This window comes from Micromonospora sp. B9E7, assembly GCF_039871815.1.
Lineage (GTDB): Bacteria > Actinomycetota > Actinomycetes > Mycobacteriales > Micromonosporaceae > Micromonospora.
On sequence record NZ_JBDPLX010000006.1, the window covers coordinates 153,228 to 174,153 of the forward strand.

20 protein-coding genes are annotated in these 20,926 nt (G+C 71.7%); 3 read left to right on the plus strand and 17 right to left on the minus strand.

The features are described from left to right. Nucleotides 1-30 precede the first annotated feature (30 nt). The 8 genes from ABGB10_RS12025 to ABGB10_RS12060 form a co-directional block, all read right to left on the minus strand. The gene (locus ABGB10_RS12025) at nt 31-840 is read right to left on the minus strand and encodes a polyprenol monophosphomannose synthase (protein ID WP_347660949.1); all 810 of its coding nucleotides are present in this window, start codon (nt 838-840) and stop codon (nt 31-33) included. Nucleotides 841-875: 35 nt separating this feature from the next. Beyond that, nucleotides 876-2,522 (minus strand): apolipoprotein N-acyltransferase, encoded by a 1,647-nt coding sequence (lnt, locus tag ABGB10_RS12030; protein WP_347661166.1) that lies wholly within the window; start codon nt 2,520-2,522, stop codon nt 876-878. Nucleotides 2,523-3,058: 536 nt separating this feature from the next. Continuing rightward, complete coding sequence (locus ABGB10_RS12035) at nt 3,059-4,396, minus strand: glutamate mutase L (RefSeq protein ID WP_347660950.1); 1,338 nt, start codon at nt 4,394-4,396, stop codon at nt 3,059-3,061. A gap of 40 nt (nt 4,397-4,436) precedes the next feature. Beyond that, on the minus strand, nt 4,437-4,844 hold the full coding sequence (locus ABGB10_RS12040; protein WP_347660951.1) for a hotdog domain-containing protein: 408 nt from the start codon (nt 4,842-4,844) through the stop codon (nt 4,437-4,439). Then, nucleotides 4,841-5,590: an OAM dimerization domain-containing protein gene (locus ABGB10_RS12045; protein WP_347660952.1), complete on the minus strand. Its 750-nt coding sequence runs from the start codon at nt 5,588-5,590 to the stop codon at nt 4,841-4,843. Before ABGB10_RS12045 ends, ABGB10_RS12040 begins: the two co-directional genes overlap by 4 nt. Further along, nucleotides 5,587-7,146, minus strand: coding sequence for a lysine 5,6-aminomutase subunit alpha (locus ABGB10_RS12050; RefSeq protein WP_347660953.1), 1,560 nt, complete (start codon nt 7,144-7,146; stop codon nt 5,587-5,589). The genes ABGB10_RS12045 and ABGB10_RS12050 overlap by 4 nt, the downstream gene beginning before the upstream one ends. Further along, nucleotides 7,143-8,708, minus strand: coding sequence for an amidohydrolase (locus tag ABGB10_RS12055; protein ID WP_347660954.1), 1,566 nt, complete (start codon nt 8,706-8,708; stop codon nt 7,143-7,145). The genes ABGB10_RS12050 and ABGB10_RS12055 overlap by 4 nt, the downstream gene beginning before the upstream one ends. 4 nt (nt 8,709-8,712) lie before the next feature. Beyond that, a complete protein-coding gene (locus tag ABGB10_RS12060) occupies nt 8,713-9,762 on the minus strand; it encodes a zinc-binding alcohol dehydrogenase (RefSeq protein WP_347661167.1) in 1,050 nt (349 codons plus the stop codon). A gap of 152 nt (nt 9,763-9,914) precedes the next feature. Between ABGB10_RS12060 and ABGB10_RS12065 the strand changes: the two genes are divergently transcribed. Next, nucleotides 9,915-11,321, plus strand: a complete 1,407-nt coding sequence (locus tag ABGB10_RS12065) for a lysine 2,3-aminomutase (RefSeq protein WP_347660955.1) — start codon at nt 9,915-9,917, stop codon at nt 11,319-11,321. Between the two features lie 55 nt (nt 11,322-11,376). Here the strand turns inward: ABGB10_RS12065 and ABGB10_RS12070 are convergent, their stop codons facing one another. The 5 genes from ABGB10_RS12070 to ABGB10_RS12090 form a co-directional block, all read right to left on the minus strand. Continuing rightward, a complete protein-coding gene (locus ABGB10_RS12070; protein ID WP_347660956.1) occupies nt 11,377-12,441 on the minus strand; it encodes a hypothetical protein in 1,065 nt (354 codons plus the stop codon). After that, nucleotides 12,441-13,004: an RNA polymerase sigma factor gene (locus ABGB10_RS12075; RefSeq protein ID WP_347660957.1), complete on the minus strand. Its 564-nt coding sequence runs from the start codon at nt 13,002-13,004 to the stop codon at nt 12,441-12,443. The genes ABGB10_RS12070 and ABGB10_RS12075 overlap by 1 nt, the downstream gene beginning before the upstream one ends. 81 nt (nt 13,005-13,085) lie before the next feature. Further along, on the minus strand, nt 13,086-14,021 hold the full coding sequence (locus tag ABGB10_RS12080; protein WP_347660958.1) for a polysaccharide deacetylase family protein: 936 nt from the start codon (nt 14,019-14,021) through the stop codon (nt 13,086-13,088). Nucleotides 14,022-14,243: 222 nt separating this feature from the next. Next, nucleotides 14,244-14,585, minus strand: a complete 342-nt coding sequence (locus ABGB10_RS12085) for a YnfA family protein (RefSeq protein ID WP_347660959.1) — start codon at nt 14,583-14,585, stop codon at nt 14,244-14,246. A gap of 71 nt (nt 14,586-14,656) precedes the next feature. Then, nucleotides 14,657-14,851 carry a CsbD family protein gene (locus ABGB10_RS12090; protein ID WP_088989634.1) on the minus strand — a complete coding sequence of 65 codons (195 nt, stop codon included), beginning with the start codon at nt 14,849-14,851 and terminating at the stop codon, nt 14,657-14,659. 156 nt (nt 14,852-15,007) lie between these two features. On the opposite strand from ABGB10_RS12090, the gene ABGB10_RS12095 reads away from it, so the two are divergent. Then, the gene (locus ABGB10_RS12095) at nt 15,008-15,619 is read left to right on the plus strand and encodes a histidine phosphatase family protein (protein WP_347660960.1); all 612 of its coding nucleotides are present in this window, start codon (nt 15,008-15,010) and stop codon (nt 15,617-15,619) included. Here the strand turns inward: ABGB10_RS12095 and ABGB10_RS12100 are convergent. The 3 genes from ABGB10_RS12100 to ABGB10_RS12110 form a co-directional block, all read right to left on the minus strand. Continuing rightward, nucleotides 15,549-16,055, minus strand: coding sequence for an Lrp/AsnC family transcriptional regulator (locus ABGB10_RS12100; RefSeq protein WP_347660961.1), 507 nt, complete (start codon nt 16,053-16,055; stop codon nt 15,549-15,551). The genes ABGB10_RS12095 and ABGB10_RS12100 overlap by 71 nt on opposite strands. A 108-nt stretch (nt 16,056-16,163) precedes the next feature. Next, the gene (locus tag ABGB10_RS12105; RefSeq protein WP_347660962.1) at nt 16,164-17,306 is read right to left on the minus strand and encodes an acyl-CoA dehydrogenase family protein; all 1,143 of its coding nucleotides are present in this window, start codon (nt 17,304-17,306) and stop codon (nt 16,164-16,166) included. After that, nucleotides 17,303-18,418 (minus strand): Xaa-Pro peptidase family protein, encoded by a 1,116-nt coding sequence (locus ABGB10_RS12110; RefSeq protein WP_347660963.1) that lies wholly within the window; start codon nt 18,416-18,418, stop codon nt 17,303-17,305. The genes ABGB10_RS12105 and ABGB10_RS12110 overlap by 4 nt, the downstream gene beginning before the upstream one ends. Nucleotides 18,419-18,619: 201 nt before the next feature. Between ABGB10_RS12110 and ABGB10_RS12115 the strand changes: the two genes are divergently transcribed. Beyond that, entirely contained in the window at nt 18,620-19,987 is a 1,368-nt protein-coding gene (locus ABGB10_RS12115) for a glycosyl hydrolase family 18 protein (RefSeq protein ID WP_347660964.1), read from the plus strand. A gap of 32 nt (nt 19,988-20,019) precedes the next feature. Here ABGB10_RS12115 and ABGB10_RS12120 read toward each other — a convergent pair whose 3' ends face one another. Continuing rightward, a complete protein-coding gene (locus ABGB10_RS12120; protein WP_347660965.1) occupies nt 20,020-20,907 on the minus strand; it encodes a winged helix-turn-helix transcriptional regulator in 888 nt (295 codons plus the stop codon). Nucleotides 20,908-20,926: the final 19 nt, after the last annotated feature.

The window sequence follows — 20,926 nt, forward strand, 5'->3', positions numbered from 1 at the left end:
TCCCGCTCATCCAGCATGACACGTCCGTGCTCACGGCCACCGTGCCTGACCGGTGGCCGTGCCGTGCAGGCCTCGGCGTACCGCCTGACGGCGGTCCTGCACACCCCAGGCGGTGATCCGCCACAGCGCCTCGGCCACGATCTTCGGGCTCATCTTGCTGTCCCCACGTTCCCGTTCGGCGAAGGTGATCGGCACCTCCACGATCCGCACACCGGCCTGGTGCGCCAGGCGGGACAGCTCCACCTGGAACGAGTAGCCCTGGGAGGTCACCGACTCCAGGTCGATGACGTCCAACGCGCTGATCCGGTACACCCGGTAACCGCCGGTGGCGTCGGAGACGGGCATGCCCAGCGCCAGGCGCGCGTACAGGTTCCCGCAGCGCGACAGCAGCAGCCGCCGCAACGGCCAGTTGACCACCTGCGCGCCGCTGGTCCACCGCGACCCGATCACCACGTCGGCGTCACGGGCGGCGTCCAACAGCGCGGGCAGGTCCTCCGGGGCGTGGGAGCCGTCGGCGTCCATCTCCACGACCGCCTGGTAGCCGCGCTGCCGGGCCCAACCGAACCCGGCCAGGTACGCAGCGCCGAGGCCCTCCTTGCCGTGGCGGTGCAGCACCTGGACGTGGGCGTCGCCGTCGGCGAGGGCGTCGGCGATCGCGCCGGTGCCGTCGGGGCTGTTGTCGTCGGCGATGAGGATCCTCACCGCCGGGGCGGCACGCCGGACCCGGCCCACGATCGCCGCGATGTTGTCGGCCTCGTTGTAGGTGGGGATCACCACCAGCACCCGGCCCACCCCGGGCACCTCGTCCGGGCGTCGGATCGTATCGGTCGCCTGGATCACGGTTCCTCCGCTCCCGCCGGCGAAGCCGGCTGTTGCTAACCGGGCATGATCCGTTGCCGCCGACGCAGCACTGCGGCGCCGACCAGGGCCGCCGCGGCCAGCGCGGCGAGCACCACCTCCGGCCACCAACCGAGCCGGGTGGCGAGGGTACGTCCGTCGTCGAGGCGCACCTGCCGCACCACGACCTCCCGGGTGTTGAACCCGGTGGCATCGCTTACCCGCCCGTCGGGTGCCACGAACCCGGACACACCGACCGTGGAGGCCATCAACGCCGGGCGGCCGTGCTCGACGGCCCGCAACCGGACCATGGCCAACTGCTGGCGGGCCTCCGCCACGTCGAAGGTGGCGTTGTTGGTCTGCACCACCAGCAGTTGCGCGCCGCCGATGACGGTGTCGCGGACCACCTCGTCGTAGGCGACCTCGAAGCAGATCACGTCACCCAGCACGGCCGGGCCGACACGTACCACGCCCGGGGTGCTCCCGGGCACGAAGTCGCTGCGGATCAGGTCGACCTGCTTGCTGACCATGCGGGCCACGTCGCGCAGCGGCACGTACTCGGCGAACGGGACGGGGTGGCGTTTCGTGTACAGCTGCTCGAGGTCGGCGCCGGTGCCGGGCCGCCACAGGATGCCCGCGTTGCGGACCTGCCCGACGCCCGGCCCGAGCAGCACCGCGCCGACCAGGATCGGCGCGCGGACGGTGTCGGCGGCCTGGGAGATCCGCGCCCCGGCGCTGGGGTTGCGCAGCGGGTCGATGTCGCTGGAGTTCTCCGGCCACACCACCAGGTCGGGTTGCCGCTGCTGGCCGGCGGCGACCTGCTCGGCCAGTTCGAGGGTGGCGTCGACGTGGTTGTTGAGCACCGCCTGCCGTTGGGCGTTGAAGTCCAGGCCCAGGCGGGGCACGTTGCCCTGCACGATCGCCACGGTGACCGTGGCGCCGGACCCGGCGGTGGCGACCGGCACCAGCAGACCCCCGGCGGTCAACGCGACGGCCACAACGGCCGGTACGACCACGGGCGCCCACCGGCGTCCCGCCGCACCCCCGGCGGTTGGCGGGGCGTCGAGCGGGCCGTCAGCGCCCGGCACGGCGTCGCCCTGCGCGGTGGTGGGCTCAGGTGCGCGGCGCTGGGCGGTGACCCCACCCCGCCAGACGGCGGTGACCAGCAACCCGCCGATGAGGGCCACCGCGAAGGTCACCAGCGGGGCGCCGCCCAGCGAGGCCAGGCGCAGCAGTGGGGAGGTGTCCTGGCTGAACGCCAGCCGCCCCCACGGGAACCCACCGAACGGGGTGCGGTCCCGCAGGGCCTCCTGCCCGACCCACAGCAGCCCGGTCAGCACCGGCCACGACCAGCGGACGCGGTCGACCAGCGGCGACACCCAGGCGGCGGCTGCGCCGAGCAACGCCAGGTAGCCGGCCTGCAGCAGCGACAGCAGCACCCACGGCAGGTACCCGGTGTGCAGGTTCGTCCAGGCCAGCAGGGGCGCGAAGAACGCGACCCCGGTGAGGAAGCCCAGGCCGGCGCCGGCGCGGATCCGCCGCCGGTGGGTGGCGGCGGCCAGCAACGCCACCCCGATCGGGGCTGCCGGCCACACCCCGTACGGGGGGAACGCCACCAGCAGGGCCAGGCCGGCGGCCACGGCCAGGGGCGCGGCGACCCGCAGCGGCAGCGGCCGACCGGTCAGGACCGGTCGGTTGGGCGCTGCCGGGGTGTGGGTCTCATCCCGGTCCAGGGTCGTCACGGCTTCACCTCGATCACGGGGCGAAGGTTACCTGGCCGGGGGCTGGAGCAGACGCATCGGGCCGTCGGGCACGAACCGGTCGGCGGGGATGAAATCGGGGCGCGGCTCACGCCGCGCCCCGATGCTCCCAGGCCCTTCCCGGCCGGTGTGGCGAGGATGGGGCACGACGACCTTCGGACCGACCGGACGTGGACTGGCTGCCCCCGCCGGGCCGTTGTCTACTGGCCGTGCACCTCACCCTGCCCGTACACCGGTAACCGCGGCCGGTTCGCGCCGCCCCGCCGACCCCCGCCCGCTGGACCTGGCCGCCGCGACGATGACGCTCAAAAATGTCGCTCGGCCAGCGGACGAAGGGACGAAGCGAACAACAGCCGCTTCCCGTGGTAGGACTCAAAGACGGTACGTGCCGACCCCCGTCGGTTGTCAACCCACACCCGGCCTGTCGTGTGTTGCGACACGGCGTGTCGGGTCGGCGCGTCTCAATGTGTCCGCAGATGGTGACGTAGCAGCGCCCCCGCGGCCACCCGATGCTCCTGCGCGAGGAGCCCTCCGGCGGCCAACACGTAGTCGGCGTCGACCACCGCGGCGGCGGCGCGCGGCAACGCCCACCCGCCGGCGTGGTCGGCGAGGACGGCCGCCAACACCTGCCCGGACACGGGCGTCGACGCGTGCCGCAGCACCCCACCGGAACCCACCATCAACCGCACGTCACGCAGGTCCCGCCCGGCCCGCTCGCCCGTCGCGGCGCCCCTCGCGTGTCGGCGCAACGCCACCGTCGCCGCGAGGGTGGCGATCCGGGCGTCCACGGCCCGCTCGGCGTCGTCGACGGCGAGGAACGCCGGGTCGGCCGCCCGCCGGGCCGCCGCGTCCGTCAGGTCCTCGGCGTCGCCCGGGGTGAGCAGCCGCTCCTCGACGGCGGCGCGGAGCACCCCGGGGGCGCTCCACCGCATGCCCAGGTCACCCTCGACGGTGCGCGCCCGCCACAGGCTGCCGGCGACCTCCCGCCCGGGCCCGGTGGCCCGCTCGTCGGGGGTGAGCACCGAGTAGACGTCGGTGGTGGCCCCACCCACGTCGACCACGGCGAGGTCACCGCCGATGGTGTCGGCGAGCACCTCCACACCGGTGAGGACCGCGTCGGGGGTGGCCGCGCGGACCAGCCGCGCGAACCGGGTGCCCTTCGACAGCCGTTTACCGCCGATGACGTGGCGCAGGAACACCGCGCGGATCGCCGCCCGCGCCGACGCCGGGGCGAGGACCCCGATGCGCGGCAGGACGTTCTCCGCGCCCGTCACCGGCACCCCGGCGGCCTCCAGCAGGGCGGTGAGCTCCTCGCGGACGTCGGCGTTGCCGGCGTACACCACCGGCACCCGCCACCGGGCACGGGCCAGCCGGGTCGCGTTGTGGGTGATCGTGTCGGCGTCACCGCCGTCGGTGCCACCGACCAGCAGCACCACGTCGCATCGGGCCGCCCGCAACGCCGTCAGGTCCGCCGAGCCGAGCCGACCGGCCGCCACGTGCACCACGTGCGCGCCGGCGGACAACCCGACCCGCCGACCGGCCTGCGCGGTGACCAGCGGCTCGTAGCCGATCACGGCCAGCCGCAGCCCACCGCCGGCCGACGAGCACACGTACCACGGCACGTCGCGGACGCCGAGCCCGGCGGTGGCCGCCGCGACCGCGGCGTCCAGGCCGCGCAGCACGTCGGTGCCGACAGTGGTGGGCGCCGACGCCGCTCCCACCAGCACACCGGCGGCCAGGTCCACCACGGCCGCCTTGGTGTACGTGGACCCGACGTCCGCGCAGACCGCCAGGGTCACGAGCCCTCCTGTTCGCGACCGCGGGGCTCGCAAACCCGGCTCACTCCTCGCGACTCACTGTGGCGGCGGGAACGACCACGGTGCCGGTCGCGGTGACCGCCACGATCGGCGGGTCCAGGACCTCCGCGGCGGACTCGGAGCGGTCCGGGCGACCCCGGCACACCACCGCGCAGGACAACTCCAGGGTGCGGCTTCGGGTGCCGACCCACGACACCTGCGCGGTCACCTCCACCACGTCACCGGCGCGGATCGGCGCGGTGAACCGCACATCGGAGTACCCGGCGAACAACCCCTCGTCGCCGTCGGTACGGATGCACACCTCCGTGGCGACGTCGCCGAACAACGCCAGGGCGTACGCCCCGTCGACGAGGTTGCCCGCGTAGTGCGCGTGCGAGTACGGCACATACCGCCGGTGCGTCACCGTCAACCCGAGCCGTGCGTCGGTCATGCCATCGCCTTCCGTTGCGTGATCAGGGCGTGCACGAGGTAACTGGCCACCTCGCCGGGAGTGGTGCCCCGACCGAAGATGCGGTCCACACCCAACTCGTCGGTCATCGTCTCGTCGAACCGGGGACCACCGACGATCAGCAACGGTCGCCGCCCCGCCGGCATCGCCTCCCGGAACGCCGCGGACATCTCCCGGGTGTTGTGCAGGTGCGCGTCGCGTTGCGTGACGACCTGTGACACGAGCACCGCGTCGGCCTTCTCCACCCTCGCGGTCTCCACCAACTCCGGCACGCTGACCTGCGCCCCCATGTTGGTGACCTTCAACTCCCGGTAGTACTCCAGGCCCTTCTCCCCCGCGATGCCCTTGACGTTGAGGATCGCGTCGATGCCCACGGTGTGCGCGTCGGTGCCGATGCACGCCCCGACCACGGACAGCTTGCGTCGCAGCCGCTGCTTGATCACCGTGTTGACGTCCTTCGCCGACAGCAGGGCGAAGTCCCGTTCCACCACCTGCACCGCGTTCAGGTCGACCAGGTGGTTGACCCGCCCGTACACGACGAAGAACGTGAACCCGTCGCCCATCGGCTTGGCGTGCACCACCATCGCCGGGTCGATGCCCATCTTGTTGGCCAACTGCACCGCCGCGCCCTCGGCGCGCTTGTCGTGCGACACCGGCAGGGTGAACGACACCTGCACCATCCCGTCACCGGTGGTGTCCCCGTACGGGCGCACGATCGCCTTGCTCACGCTGACGCCTCCAGGATGTCGGTGGCCGGATTGCAGTAGTCCGCCTCGTGGGCGGCGACCCCGGCGAGGCCCTTACCCCGGTCCGCCGGCCGTTTCATGATCCCGAACGTGCCCTCGGCGATCGCCGTCAGCAGCGTCTGCTCCCCGATGCGCTCCAACAGGTCCAGCGCCTCACCGAGCACCTGGTTGGCGCGACGGCGGATGAACCCACCCGGCGCCGGCACGAAGTCCTCGTGCAACCCACCGGCCGCGCCCAGCACGTACCGCACGTTCTGCAGGGCGATGTCCCGGTCGGACAACCACGGCGTCACCACCGCCTCGGTCATCATCCCCACCAGCAGGATGCCCTGACCGGTCAGCGCACCGGCCAGGTTGAAGAACCCGTCGAGCAGGTTGCCCCGGAACACGTCACCGGTCATGTGCTTCGTCGGCGGCATCCACTTCAACGGCGCGTCCGGGAACAACTCCCGGGCCAGCAGGGCGTGCGCCAACTCCAGGCGGAACGACTCCGGAACCTCCGGGTTGATCTCGAACGCGTGCCCCAGCCCCAACTGCCAGTCCGCCAGCCCCGCCTCGTGGGCGAAGAACTCGTTGAGCAGCTGCGACACCGTCACCGTGTGCGCCTCGTCGACCGCGTCGGCGGTGGTCAGGTAGTTGTCCTCACCGGTGTTGATGATGATCCCGGCGCGGGCGTGCACCTGCCGGGAGAACCGCTGGTCGACGAACGTACGCACCGGGTTGATGTCGCGGAACAGGATCCCGTACATCGAGTCGTTGAGCATCATGTCGAGCCGTTCCAGGCCGGCCAGGGTCGCCATCTCCGGCATGCACAACCCGGACGCGTAGTTGGTCAACCGCACGTAGCGGCCCACCTCCTTCGACGACTCGTCCAACGCCGCGCGCATCAACCGGAAGTTCTCCTGGGTGGCGTACGTGCCGGCGAACCCCTCCCGGGTCGCGCCCTCGGGCACGTAGTCCAGCAACGACTGCCCGGTGGAACGGATCACCGCGATCACGTCCGCGCCGGCCCGCGCCGCCGCCTGCGCCTGCGGAATGTCCTCGTAGATGTCCCCGGTCGCCACGATCAGGTAGATCCACGGCCGCTGCGCCGGGTCACCGTGACGCTTCACGAGACGGTCCCGCTCGGCGCGCCGACGGTCGATGCGCCGGATGCCCGCCCCGACCGCCTTGCGCGCCGCCGTCCGGGCCGCCGTCGCCGCCCGACCGGTGGGCTGGGCGAACCGCACCGACCCGGCCGCGGCCTTCTGCGCCAGCAACGTCACGTCGGTGATTCCCTCACGCGCGAGAGCGTCGAACACCGGCACCGCGACCCCGTGCCCCAGACCGACGTCCGCGGCGACGGCGTCGACGAGCCGGTTCACCCACGGAATACCGTCCGGGTCGGCGCCGGTCACCCCGGCCAGCCGCAGCACCGCCCGCTCCACCGACACCGTGGTGTGGCTGCGGGCCAGGTCCACCACCGGCTGCCCGGCCCGACGCGCCAACTCCCGCGCCCGCGCCACCAGCACCGGATCAAGATCAAGCTTCCCGGTCATGATGACCCTTCCTCATAGATGACCTCACCGCGCAGCACCAGGCGCCGGCACACCGGCAGCGGCGTCGGGTCGTCCGGACCCCGCAGGTCCGGGTCCTCGGCCTGCAACACCGGCAGACCCCGCTCCACCCCCGCCGGCGTCGACCACACCGCGAACGTCGCCGGCGCACCCAACGCGAGGACCCCCTCGACGTCCAGGTGCACCGCCCGCCACCCACCACGGGTGTGCGCGGCGAACGCCGCCCGCACACTCATCCGCTGCGCCGGGTTGTGGTGCGCCACCGCCGCCCGCACCGAACCCCACGGGTCCAGCGGCGTCACCGGCGAATCCGATCCGAACGCCAACGCCACACCCACCGAGTGCATCGCACCCATCGGGTTCGACTCCAACGACCGGTCCAACCCCAACCGCGCCTCGTACATCCGGCCCGCGCCACCCCACAACCGGTCGAACGCCGGCTGCATGCTCGCCACGACCCCGTACTCCACGAACCGCGCGATCAACCGCTTGTTCATGATCTCCGCGTGCTCGATGCGGTGCCGGGCCGCCCGCAACCGCTCCACACCCACCGTCGCGGCCGCCGCCGCGAACCCGTCCAGGACGGTGCCGATCGCCGCGTCGCCGATCGCGTGGAACCCGCCCTGCATGCCGTGCGCCGCGCAGTCCAACAGATGATCACGCACCTGCTCGGCCGTCAGATACCCGTGCCCGCAGCCCTCACCGTCGCCGTACGCCTGCGACACGTGCGCCGTGCGCGAACCCAACGCCCCGTCGGCGAACAGGTCCCCGCCGGCGCCCACGGCGCCCAACTCCCGGGCCCGCGCCGCGCCACCCAACTCACCCCAGTACCCGTACACCTCCGGCAACCCCGCGCCGGAGATGCCCAGCAGGCCGGTGAAGTCCTCCTCGTCGGAGATCTCCGGGCCACCGCACTCGTGCACCGCCGCGATCCCCAACGACGCCGCGTGCGACAGGGCGACCCGCTGCGCCGCGACCCGCTGCGCCCGACTCACCGACCCCTGCGCGGCCGCCCGCACCACGTGGTGCGCGTCGCGCCGCAACCAACCCGACGCGTCGTACCCGGCCGCCTGCGCCGCCTGCGGGCACGCCGCCAGCAGCGCCGACGACACCAACGCCGAGTGGATCGACGCCTGCGACAGGTACACCCGCCGCCCACCGGCCGCCCGATCCAACGCCGCCGCGTCCGGCAACGTCGGATCCGACCACCCCGACTCGTCCCAGCCGTGCCCCAGCACCACCGCGTCCGCCGGCAGACCCGCCGCGAAACCGGCCACCGCCTCCAACAACTGCGCCGCCGAGCGCACCCCGGACAACTCCAGCCCGGACAACGCCAACCCGGTGTCGGTGGCGTGCACGTGCGCGTCCACGAACGCCGGCGTCACCAACGCCCCGCCCAGGTCCACCACCCGGTCGGCCGGCGGCGCGTCACCGTCGGTCCCCAACCAGGCAATCCGCCCACCGGACACCAGCAGCGCGGTAGCGCTCGGGTCGGCGGGGCAGTGCAGCACGCCGCCGCGGTACAACGTCGAGGGGTTCGTCATGACCTCAGTCTGCCGCGACCCTCGCCGCGAACAGTTGACGCACCCCCGGCTCGGCGCGCAGCAGCCCCAACGCCAACTCCGCGTGCCCCGGCACGTACCCGTTGCCCACCAGCATCGTCACGTCCGCCGCCAATCCCTCCGCGCCCAACGCCGCCGCCGAGAAGCTCGTCGCCATCGAGAAGAAGATCACCGTGCCGCCGTCCGCCGTGGCGAGGACCGCACCGTGCTCACACCCCGGCACGTCCACGCACACCACCGTGACGTCCGCCGGCGCGCCCAACGCGGTGGTCACCGCCGTGGACAACCCCACCGGGTCCCGCGCGTCGGCCAACGCCACCACCGACGCCAGCCCCGCGGCCGTCAGCGCGTCCCGCTCCGCCGCCACCGGCACCACCCCGACGGTACGCGCGGCACCCACCCGCCGCGCCGCCGCGAGCGACAGCGACCCGCTCTTGCCCGCCCCACCGATCACCGCGACCCGCACCGGCGTCGGGTCACCGACCCGACGCCGGTCCTCGACGTAGCGCGACACCACCCGCGCGGTCAACGCGGGCGCCCCGCACACGTCCAGCACCGCCAGGGACAACTGCGGGTCCTCGTCATCAGGCAGCACCGCGGCGATGGAACGGGCGAACAGGATCGCCCACCCGTCGCAGGGCACCTGCTCACTGCGCCCGTCCCACCGCGCCAACCCGTCGGTCACGACGAGGGGGGTCAGCGTCAACGACACCAGGGTCGCCACCCGCTCGCCCACCTTCAGCCCCAGCGGGGACCGCCGACCGGCCTCCTCGACCGTGCCGATCAACATCCCACCGGACCCGGTCACCGGGTTCTGCATCTTCCCCCGGGTGGAGATGATCTCCAGCACCTCGGCGCGGACCGCGTCGCCGTCACCGCCGTGCTTCTCCGACAACTGCCGGAAACTCGCCGCGTCCAGGTTCAGCCGCTGCACCCGGATCCGCACCTCGTTCGGCGCGATCGCCGCCGACGCGTCCAGGCGCCAGGCTGCCTGCGGCAGCACCCCCGCCGGTTGCACGACGCGGTGCAGTCCCACCGGTGACGTCACGCCGACCTCCCCTGCCCAGCCGTCCGAAGCCCCGGTCAAGGCTCGCGTAACGGGAAAACTTACGGCAGACTAGTTTCTGTACCGAATATTTTCCAGTAGCCTTCGGGCCCGTCGATCAACTGCAACACCGAGGAGGGGCCGTGACCCAGACCCAACCGGTTGAGAGCATCCCTCAACCCCGTCACGCCCCGGTCGCCGTACCGACCGCCGGGCAGCCCTACGAATACCACCGCCGCCCCCTGGTCGAACCCGACTGGACCCGCTTCCCCGGCTGGCGCCACGTCACCCGCGACCAGTGGGAATCCGCCCAGTGGCAGCGCGTCAACTGCGTCAAGAACATCAAGCAGCTCCGCGCCGTCTTCGGCGACCTCATCGACGACACCTTCTACGCCGACCTCGAGGCCGACCAGAAGGCCCTGGCCACCATGTCGATGCTGGTGCCACCCCAAATGATCAACACGATGGTGCCGTTCGCGCCCCTCACCACCGAGGCGCTGCTCGCCGACCCCATCCGCCGCTACATGATCCCGGTCGCCTCCGACCGACGCACCGACTGGCCGTCACACCCCTACGCCAGCCGCGACAGCCTGCACGAACACGACATGTGGGTCGCCGAAGGGCTCACCCACCGCTACCCCACCAAGGTCCTCGCCGAGCTGCTCTCCACCTGCCCCCAGTACTGCGGGCACTGCACCCGGATGGACCTCGTCGGCAACTCCACCCCCGCCGTCGACAAACTCAAGCTCACCCTCAAGCCCGTCGACCGCTACGACGCCCACATCGCCTACCTCAAGGCCCACCCCGGCGTCCGCGACGTCGTCGTCTCCGGCGGAGACGTCGCCAACGTCCCGTGGCGCAACCTCGAGTCGTACCTCATGCGACTCCTGGAACTGGAGACGGTCCGCGACATCCGGCTCGCCACCAAGGCCCTCATGGGCCTCCCCCAGCACTGGCTGCAACCCGACGTCGTCGAAGGCCTGGAGCGCGTCGCCCGCACCGCCGCCCGCCGCGGTGTCAACCTCGCCATCCACACCCACGTCAACCACGCCCAGTCGCTCACCCCACTGGTCGCCAAGGCCGCCCAGACCGCCCTCGACGTCGGCGTCCGCGACGTCCGCAACCAGGGCGTCCTCATGCGCGGCGTCAACGCCACCACCCCGGAACTGCTCGACCTCTGCTTCGCCCTGCAAGGCGAAGCCGGGATCCTGCCGTACTACTTCTACATGTGCGACATGATCCCCAACGCCGAACACTGGCGGGTCCCCGTCTGGCACGCCCAGCAACTCCAGCACGACATCATGGGCTACCTCCCCGGCTACGCCACCCCGCGGATCGTCTGCGACGTGCCCTTCGTCGGCAAACGCTGGGTGCACATGCTCACCGACTACGACCGTGAGCGCGGCATCTCCTACTGGACGAAGAACTACCGCACCTCCATCGAATCCGCCGACCTGGAGGCGCTCAACAAGCGCTACGCCTACTACGACCCGATCGACACCCTGCCCGAGGGCGGCCAGCAGTGGTGGAACGACCACCGCGACGACTGACCCACCGACGGCGGCGCCCCCGGGGTGGTCTTCCCGGGGGCGCCGCCGTCTTCCGTCACTGGCAGCCCAGGCCCTGGACGTAGGAGGGCCGCAGGGTCCCGGCCGCGACCTCGTCGGCGTACTCCCAGAACACCTCCGGCCAGTCGCCCGTCTTGTTCATGTCCCGCAGCACCCGCCACCCGTGACTGCTCCGCAACGCGTCGACGGCCCGCCGCACCCCGGCCTCGTCCCCGCTCGCCCTCGCCCGCTGCCACTCCGCGATCCACCCACAACCCACCCGGGACGTCACCCCCACGCCGAACTGGTACGGGTCGCTCACCCCGATCTCCTCCAGCGCAGCCATATCGAACCCCGGCGGCAGCGGCACGTCGGCAAGCACCTTCGCCGCCCGCTCCCGCACCGGCATGACCATTTCCGCCGGAAGAACGGCCAACCAGGTCCGCGCGTCCACCCGAACGATGTCCGTGAGAACCCGGTCCAGGTCCTCGCGCGACCAGTTTTCGGAGGTCTTCATCTCCACGACCAGGTTGTCGCGGGGACGCAACAGCACAGTGAAATCACCGCTGAGGCTCTGGAACGCATCGGCCGGCCAATCGTCCACCCGCACCGACTTCCCCGGCCCCGCATCGCGCTGACCGGCATACCGGTCCGTGTACACGTACGCCGGATACCAGTTCATCTCCAGTTCCCGCCCACCCCGGCGAAACCTGACCACGCCAGAATTCTCGGAGAACTCGGACAGGGCCACGACCGTCCAACCGGCCTGATCGATCAGCAACCGCGGGCTCCTCTCCGCCGCCTTCATCGCCAACGGGGAAAAGACGGCCCCGGCTCCCGCACCCGCGCTGACGATCGGAGAGACCCCGTCATCCTCGCCCTGCCCCCGTAACACTATGGACGCCGGCACGATGCTCAGGAGCACGGCCGCCGCCGTCATGACGCCCGCGAAGCGACGCACCCACAACCGCCGCGACGGCATCCCGACGCTACGCCGGACCAACGACTCGGACATGATGTCCTCCAGGAGGGTGTGCTTCACCCCGCCGAGGTCCCCCATCATCCCGAGCCCACCCGGGTCGGAATCCCGAACCAGCTGGTCGACACGCTCCTCTGTGGTCATCAGTCCTCCTTGCGGGTGGATGTGGTCAGCACGTCGAGTACATGTCCGGGCGGCCCCGGATCGTCACCAACCAACCCCCGCAACCTCGTCCGCGCCCGCGACAGCCGCGTCCGGACCGCCGCAGGAGACACCCCCAGCACTGAGGCGACCTCATGCGGTTGCAGCCCCTCCCACACGGTGAGCATCAGCACCTCCCGGTCCACCTCGGCCAGACCCGCCAACGCCGCCCGAACGGCAAGGCGCTCCGGCACCTCACTTCCCGGATCGGCCACCGACGCGGCAATCTGCTGGCGTAACCGCTCACCGAGGCGCTGCCGGCGAACGCCACCACGGTGATGATTGGCCAGCACACGCCGGGCGACCCCGTACAGCCACAGCCGGGTCGCACCGGCGATCGGAATGTCCTGCCGGCGACGCCATGCCACCAGGAAGGTCTCCGCGACCACGTCGGCCGCGTCTTCCGGATGTGCGACACGCCGCAACGCGTACGCCAGCAGCGACTCGAAATCGTCGGCGTACACCCGTCGGAAGCGGTCCTCGTCCTGTTCTGTCCCGGAGCTCACATTCACTCCATGTCCGGTGGGACCCCAACCGTGACACCCCACCGGACGCGCGCCGTCGGAACCGACGCGGACCGTGCCGTCTCAGGCGCCGACCAGCACCTCTGACAACGGCGCTGGCGCCAACCCCCGCTCGCGCAACCCGGCCAGGATGTGCGGCAACGCCTCATCGGTCATCGCGGCGTTCGCCTCGGTCACATGCATGATGACCACCGACCCCGGGCGTACGTGGTCCAACACCGCCCGCACCAGCGGCTTCCACGCGGTCGCGAACGGATCGCCGCTGACCACGTCCCCGTCGACGACCGTCACGCCGAGCGGGGCCAGGGCGTCCAGCGCCGCCGCGTCGTGACAGAGCCCCGGGAAGCGGAAGTAGCGGGTCTGCCGACCCCCGTACGGTTTGATCACCTCGAACGTCTTGGCCACGTCGGCGCGCAACTCGTTCACCGGTTGCGAGGGCAGGTCGTAGCAGTCGCCGGTGAACGCCGCGTGCCCGTAGGTGTGGTTGGCCAACTCGAAGCGCGGATTGCCGGCGATCCGACGGGTGACGTCCGGATACCGCTGCACCCACTTACCGGTCAGGAAGAACGTGGCCGGGACCTGCTCCCGTTCCAGCAGGTCGAGGATGCGCAGGTTGGCGTACGACTTCACTCGACCGGCACGCAGGTTGCCCAGCATCCCGTCGGTCATGTCCGCGTCGAAGGTCAACGCGACCTTGTTGCCGGACCGCGGCCCGTGGTTCAGCACCGGCGCACGGACCCCGGTCGGCGTCGCGCCCGGCACCGTGGCAACCGCAGGCGTCGAAGAGGCGCTGGCCGACGGCACGGCCGGGGAAACACCTGTGGACGGTGCCGCCGACGAGGCACCTACCGACGGCACTGCCGGGGTCGACGAGGCGGACGAGCCGACGAAGACCGGCTGGTCCGCCGGCGGCACCCTGGACGCCTCACACCCGGCGCTGCCGAGGACGGCCGCCACCACCAGTACGCCAAGAAACGGGCGAAGCCGAGCTCGGATCACGCCGCAGATCATCGCAGACGCGAATCCGCCTCACTGTCCCCCGCGCGGTGTCGTGCCGGCGCACTGGCACGCGTGTCACGTCCGCCGGAGCGGCGCCGCTCCGGCGGACGATATACCGCAGAGGTATGAATATGACTCTGCGGTATAGGGATACAACACCCGCGAGAGTCATCGAGCGCCAGCAGCCGGCGGCGTCGCACCTGCACAAGACCCGCGTGAGGATCAGACCGAACCGCCGCGTGGGGCGTACATGATGACCGCGACACCGAGCAGGCAGAGAGCCGCGCCGGTCACGTCCCACCGGTCCGGGCGGAAGCCGTCCACCACCATCGCCCAGCCCAACGATCCGGCCACGAACACCCCGCCGTACGCGGCCAGGATCCGGCCGAAGTTCGCGTCCGGCTGGAACGTCGCCACGAACCCGTAACAGCCCAGCGCGACCACACCGGCTGCGATCCACCACAGGCCGCGCTGCTCACGCCAGCCCTGCCACACCAGCCACGCGCCGCCGATCTCGGCCAACGCGGCCAACGCGAACAACACCAGCGAACGGAGCACGGTCACCCGGCGAGACTAGCCGCCACACACGGCAGGTCCCCGGGCGACGATGCCCGGGGACCAGTGAACCGCAAAGGTCACTTGGTGAAGGAGTCCTTCACGTTGCGACCGGCGTCCTTGACGTTCTGACCGGCCTGCTTGGCGCGCGCGTCGCTCTGCTGGCTGGCGCCCTCGCCACGCATCCGCTCGTTGTCGGTCATGTCGCCCACGCGCTCCCGCGCGGCGCCGGCCATCTGCTCGACCTTGTTCTTTGCCTTCTCGGTGAAGCTCATCGCGCCTCCTCGGTCTGGCGATTGTCCTTGCACGCTTGCCCGGTCTCCCGGTGCCGAAACCGGCAGTGCGGGTGGGCACACCCGCTAAGGCGTCCTAGGAAGATAGGTTGAGGGAGGGCCGCCTGCCGACCCCAGCCACGGTGGTTAACTGGCCGAATGGGAGAGCTCCTACTGATCCGGCACGGCGAGACCACCTGGAGCGCCAGCCTGCGGCACACCTCGTACACCGACCTGGAGCTGACCCCCGACGGCGAGCGACAGGCGCGCACCCTCGCCGCGTTCCTGGCCGGCCGGCGGTTCGTCACCGTGCTGGCCAGCCCCCGCTCCCGGGCACTGCGCACCGCGCAACTCGCCGGCCTCACCGTCGACGCCGTCGACGAGGACCTCAGCGAGTGGAACTACGGGGAGTACGAGGGCCGCACCACCGTCGACATCCACGCCGACCAGCCGCACTGGAACATCTGGACCGACGGCTGCCCCGGCGGCGAGTCCCCCGCGCAGGTCGGTGAACGGATCGACCGGGTGCTGGACCGCGTCACCCCACTGCTCGACCGGGGCACCGTCGCGCTCGTCGGTCACGCGCACAGCCTGCGGGTGCTCGGCGCCCGCTGGATCGGCCTGCCCCCGTCCGCGGGTGGCCGGCTACGCCTGGAGACCGCCACGGTCAGCGCGCTCGGTCACGAGCACGGCCGGCAGGTCATCCTGCGGTGGAACCAGCCGGCTCCTCCGGCACCCGGGACCGCGACCGACTCGGTGCCGCGGCACTGATCTTCGGCGGCCGGTTCTCGTACGGGGTGGACAGCACCACGGTGGTCCGGGTCGTGACGTTCGCCGAGGTGCGGATCTCCTGCAACACCCGCTCCAGATCGGCCGGGCTGGCCACCCGTACCAACAGCATGTAGAAATCCTCCCCCGCCACCGAGTAGCAGGAGTCGATCTCGGGCAGGTGCGCCAGCCGCTCCGGCGCGTCGTCCGGCTGCGACGGGTCGAACGGGCGGATCGCCACGAACGCGGTCAGCGGCAGGTCCAGCGCCTCGAACGACACCCGGGCGGCGTACCCCTTGATCACCCCGCGCTGCTCCAGCCGGCGCACCCGCTGGTGCACCGCGGACACCGACAGCCCCACCTTCTCGGCCAGGTCGGTGTACGACAGACGGCCGTCGGCGGTCAGCGCGGCGACGATAGCGCGGTCGATCTCCTCCACGGCGTGCAACCTACCGGGAAAACCGCCCGACGGCGACGAGGTACCCCGGCAGAGCACACGGTCGGCGCGGCTACGGTGAACCCACCGCAGCCGCGCCACGCACCGCCCTCAGTCCTTGGCGAGGGCTCGGGAGATCACCATCCGCTGGATCTGGTTGGTGCCCTCCACGATCTGCAGCACCTTCGCCTCGCGCATGTACCGCTCCACCGGGTGGTCCGCCACGTAGCCCGCGCCGCCGAGCACCTGCACCGCGTCGGTGGTCACCCGCATCGCCATGTCGGTGGCGAAGAGCTTCGCCTTGGCCGCCTCGATCGCGTACGGGCGACCCGCGTCACGCAGCCGGGCCGCCGCGAGGGTCAACGCGCGGGCCGCGGAGATCTGGGTGGCCGCGTCGGCGAGCAGGAAACCCAGCCCCTGGAAATCGATGATGGACCGGCCGAACTGCTGCCGCTCCCGGGCGTAGGAGACCGCGTAGTCCAGGGCTGCCTGGGCCAGCCCGACCGCGCAGGCCGCGATGCCCAACCGGCCGGAGTCGAGCGCGGACATCGCGATGGTGAAGCCCACCCCCTCGCCGCCGATCAACCGGTCGGCCGGCACCCGCGCGTCGTCGAAGGCGATCTGGGCCACCGGGGAGGCGCGCAGACCCATCGTCCGTTCGGCCGCCTGCGGGGTGATGCCGGGGGTGCCGGCGTCGACGAGCAGACAGGAGATCCCCTTCGGGCCGGGCCCGCCGGTGCGGCAGAAGACGTTGTAGAAGTCGGCGGTCCGCGCATGGGTGATCCACGCCTTGGTGCCGGAGACCAGGTACCCGTCGCCGTCACGAACCGCCCGGGTGCTCAACGACGCCGCGTCGGAGCCGCCCTGCGGCTCGGAGAGGCAGTACGCGCCCAGCAACTCGCCGCCGAGCATGTCCGGCAGCAACTTGCGCTGCTCGTCGCTGCCGAACGCCGCCACCGGGTAGCAGGACAGGGTGTGCACGCTGACGGCCTCGGCGACCGCGAGCCAGCGGCTGGCGAGGATCTCCAGCACCTGTAGGTACACCTCGTACGGCTGCGCCGCACCGCCGTACTCCTCGGGGTAGGGCAGGCCCAGCAGGCCGGCCCGGCCGAGGGTACGCAGCACCTCGCGGGGGAACTCGGCGCGCTCCTCGAAGGCGGCGGCCTTCGGCGCGAGCTCGCGGTCGGCGAGCTCGGTGGCGAGACCCAGCAGGTCGTGGGCCTCGTCGGTGGGCAGGATCCGGTCGACAGTCATAGCGCGATGAGCTCCGTGGGGGTGGTGTTGAGCCGTTGCACGCCGTCCGTGGTGCAGACGACGATGTCCTCGATGCGGGCGCCGTGCCGGCCCGCCAGATAGATGCCCGGTTCGATGGAGAACGCCATCCCGGCCTCCAGGGGGCGGTCGTTGCCGGCCACCAGGTAGGGCTCCTCGTGACCGTCGAGCCCGATCCCGTGACCGGTGCGGTGCAGGAACGCCTCGCCGTAGCCGGCGGCGACGATCGGCGCCCGGGCGGCGGCGTCGGCCTGCGCGCCGGTGACGCCGGGCCGCACCGCCGCGACGGCGGCGCGTTGGGCGTCGCGCAGCACCGCGTAGTAGTCCAGGAAGTCGCCCGGCGCCGACCCGCCGGCCAGGTAGGTGCGGGTGCAGTCGGAGCGGTAGCCGGAGGGCATCGTGCCGCCGATGTCGACCACCACCGGCTCGCCGGCCCCGATCGGCCGGCCCGAGGTGCCGTGGTGCGGGCTGGCCCCGTTCGGTCCGGCCGCCACGATGACGAAGTCGACGGTGACGTGCCCGGCCGCCCGGATCGCCGCGGCGATGTCGGTGGCGACCTCGGTCTCGGTGCGGCCGGGGCGCAGCCATTCGCCCATCCGCAGGTGCACCTCGTCGATGGCCGCTCCGGCCTCGGCGAGCGCCGCCACCTCCGCCGCCGACTTGCGGATGCGCAGCTCCCGCAGCACCTCGCCGGCGAGCCGCTGCGCGGCGTCGGGAAGCGCCGCCCGTAACGCGAGGACCTGCTCGGCCCACATCCGGTCGGCCAACCCGACCGCCGCGACCGGGCCGTCGAGGGCGGCGACGACCAGGGGGTACGGGTCGGTGCCGTCGACGTGGTCGACGATGCGTACCCCGGTGGCCGGCGCGGGGGACGCTTCCGCGGCGGGGCGTTCCAGGGTCGGCACGATCAGCGTCGGCTCACCCTCGGCGGGCAGCACCAGGCAGGTCAACCGCTCCCCCGCGTGTGCGTCGTACCCGGTCAGGTACCGCAGGTCGGAGCCGGGTGTGAGCAGCAGGGCGTCAAGGCCGGCGGCGGCAGTGGCGCGCTGCGCGGCGATCAGCCGATCCGGCGGATACAGCTCGTTGGTTCCCACACCGTCAGCTTAACGGTCGTTTGGGCAAACCCCGTATCCACACCGGTCGGTAGGAAATCCATCATCGTTGATTGACGCGCACAGTTAACACTCTTTAAGATTTGGCTGCCTCGAGGCCCACCCGTTCCTGCGTCCCGCACCTCCCGCCCGCGACAACCCTGCGCGGGCGGGCGTCGTCCCCCGCCCACGGGAAGGACCCCGATGTCCTCACCACTGCGCCGCGCCCTCGCCGCCGGCCTGCTCGCGCTGGCTACCGCCGCCGCCACCCTCACCGTCACGTCCACCGCAGCGCAGGCCGTGGTGCTGCCGAACAACTTCAAGAGCGTCGGCTACATGCCCTCCTGGGCCGGCAACATCAACACCATCCAGTACAACAAGCTCACCCACATCAACTACGCCTTCATCCTGCCCAACAGCAACGGCAGCCTGCAGGGAGTGGACGGGGCCCGGCTCTCCTCGCTGGTCTCGCAGGGACACGCCAACAACGTCAAGGTCTCGATCGCTGTCGGCGGCTGGAACGACGGCAACGACTCGGCCTTCGAGGCCCTCGCCGCCAACGCCACCAGCCGCACCAACTTCGTCAACAACCTGGTCAACTTCGTCAACCAGTACAACCTCGACGGTGTCGACATGGACTGGGAATACCCCGACCCGGGTGCCTCGGCCAACAACTACACCGCACTCATGACGCAGCTCGGCAGCGCGCTGCGCAGCCGCGGCAAACTGCTCACCGCCGCCGTGGTCTCCGAGGGCGGCACCGTGCAGGGCGTGCAGACGGCCGTCTTCAACCAGGTCGACTGGCTCAACATCATGGCGTACGACGGCGGCAGCCCGCACGCCAACTACGACTGGTCGATCAACGCCATCAACCAGTGGAAGGCCCGCGGCCTGCCGGCCAGCAAGGCCGTGCTCGGCATCCCGTTCTACAGCCGCCCGGTCTACTACAACTACTCGTACCTGGTCGGTCTGGACCCGGCGAACGCCAACCGGGACTGCGCCACCGTCGGCGGGTCGCAGCAGTGCTGGAACGGCATCCCGACCGTGAAGCGCAAGACGCAGTGGGCACTGGCCAACGCCGGCGGCGTGATGAACTGGGAGCTGAGCCAGGACACCAGCGGCTCCACCTCCCTGCTCAGCGCGATGTACGACACCATCATGGGTGGCACCACGCCGCCGCCGACCGGTCGTACCGGCCGGATCACCGGCATCGCCGGCAAGTGCGTCGACGTGGCCTCGGCGAGCACCGCCAACGGCGCCGCCATCCAGCTCTGGACCTGCAACGGCACCAACGCCCAGACCTGGACCGTGGCCAGCGACAGCACGCTGCGCGCCCTCGGCAAGTGCGCCGACATCACCAGCGGCTCGACCGCCAACGGTGCCAAGGTCCAACTCTGGGACTGCAACGGCAGCGGCGCGCAGGTCTGGCAGGCCCAGTCCAACGGGACGCTGCGCAACCCGCAGTCGAACAAGTGCCTGGACGCCAGCGACAACAGCTCCGCCGACGGCACCCGGCTGCAGATCTGGGACTGCTTCGCCGGCGCCAACCAGCGCTGGACGCTTCCGGCCTGACGGTTCGCACGGTCCCCGGTCGACGCCCAGCGTCAGCCGGGGACCTTTCCGTGTTCCCGGACCAGGGTGAGCATCTCGTCCACCGAGCCGGCCGGATCGGTGACCGGGAACTGCACGGCTCGCACCACCGCCGTCGGGTCGACCAGCAGCGTCAGCCGCTTGAACCGGCTCATCCCGCCGGCGCGGAAGACGGGCAACAGCAGCCCGGCGGCCAGCCGGCCGTCCTGGTCGGACAGCAGCGGAAAGGGCAGTTCGGCGTACGCGGCGAAGTCGGCGAGCTGGTCGGGTCGCTGGGTGCTGATGCCGTACACCCGCACCTCGGCGGCCTGGAACTCCGGGTGACGCTTGGCGTACGTGGTCGACTCCAGGGTGGAACCCCGGGCGCCGGGGATCTCCGCCCAGCCCGGCGGATAGTCCGGCCTCACCGGCGCGTACGCCCCGGGGAAGAAGTAGAGGACGCTCCACGTGCCCGTCGCGGCCACCGCGACCGGCTGGCCGTCGGGATCCGGCAGCACGACGTCGGGCAACCTTCGCCCGACCAGCTCGTGCGCCCGGCGCGCCTCGGCAGACCCGGCGTCGGCCGTCGCGGTCACCGCACCGTCGCCCATCAGGTGTCTCGTCCCCCAGTCCTGTAGGGCGATGAGGACCGGCAGCAGCCCTTCGCCCCTCCCGGTGAGCAGGTAGTCGTAGCGCGGGGGATGCCGTGAGTACGGCCGGCGCTCCAACACGCCGTGCTCCACCAGGGCGGCGAGGCGCTCGGTCAGCGCGCGCCGACTGACGCCCAGCTCACGTTGCAGCGCGTCGAAGCGGGTCGTCCCACCGGCGACGTCGCGCACGATGAGGAACGTCCACCAGTCCCCCAGTACGCCGAGCGCCTGCGCGATGCCGCAGTCCGCATCGGCAAGATCCTCTCGCCGCACCCGCTACCTCCGTTGCTCC

Coding starts and splice junctions, on each gene's coding strand:
- ABGB10_RS12090 (WP_088989634.1), bottom strand. CDS start 14,851: ATGAGCTTCACCGAGAAGGCAAAGAACAAGGTCGAGCAGATGGCCGGC.
- ABGB10_RS12115 (WP_347660964.1), top strand. CDS start 18,620: ATGTCCTCACCACTGCGCCGCGCCCTCGCCGCCGGCCTGCTCGCGCTG.
- ABGB10_RS12105 (WP_347660962.1), bottom strand. CDS start 17,306: ATGACTGTCGACCGGATCCTGCCCACCGACGAGGCCCACGACCTGCTG.
- ABGB10_RS12055 (WP_347660954.1), bottom strand. CDS start 8,708: ATGACGAACCCCTCGACGTTGTACCGCGGCGGCGTGCTGCACTGCCCC.
- ABGB10_RS12040 (WP_347660951.1), bottom strand. CDS start 4,844: ATGACCGACGCACGGCTCGGGTTGACGGTGACGCACCGGCGGTATGTG.
- ABGB10_RS12095 (WP_347660960.1), top strand. CDS start 15,008: ATGGGAGAGCTCCTACTGATCCGGCACGGCGAGACCACCTGGAGCGCC.
- ABGB10_RS12070 (WP_347660956.1), bottom strand. CDS start 12,441: ATGACCACAGAGGAGCGTGTCGACCAGCTGGTTCGGGATTCCGACCCG.
- ABGB10_RS12050 (WP_347660953.1), bottom strand. CDS start 7,146: ATGACCGGGAAGCTTGATCTTGATCCGGTGCTGGTGGCGCGGGCGCGG.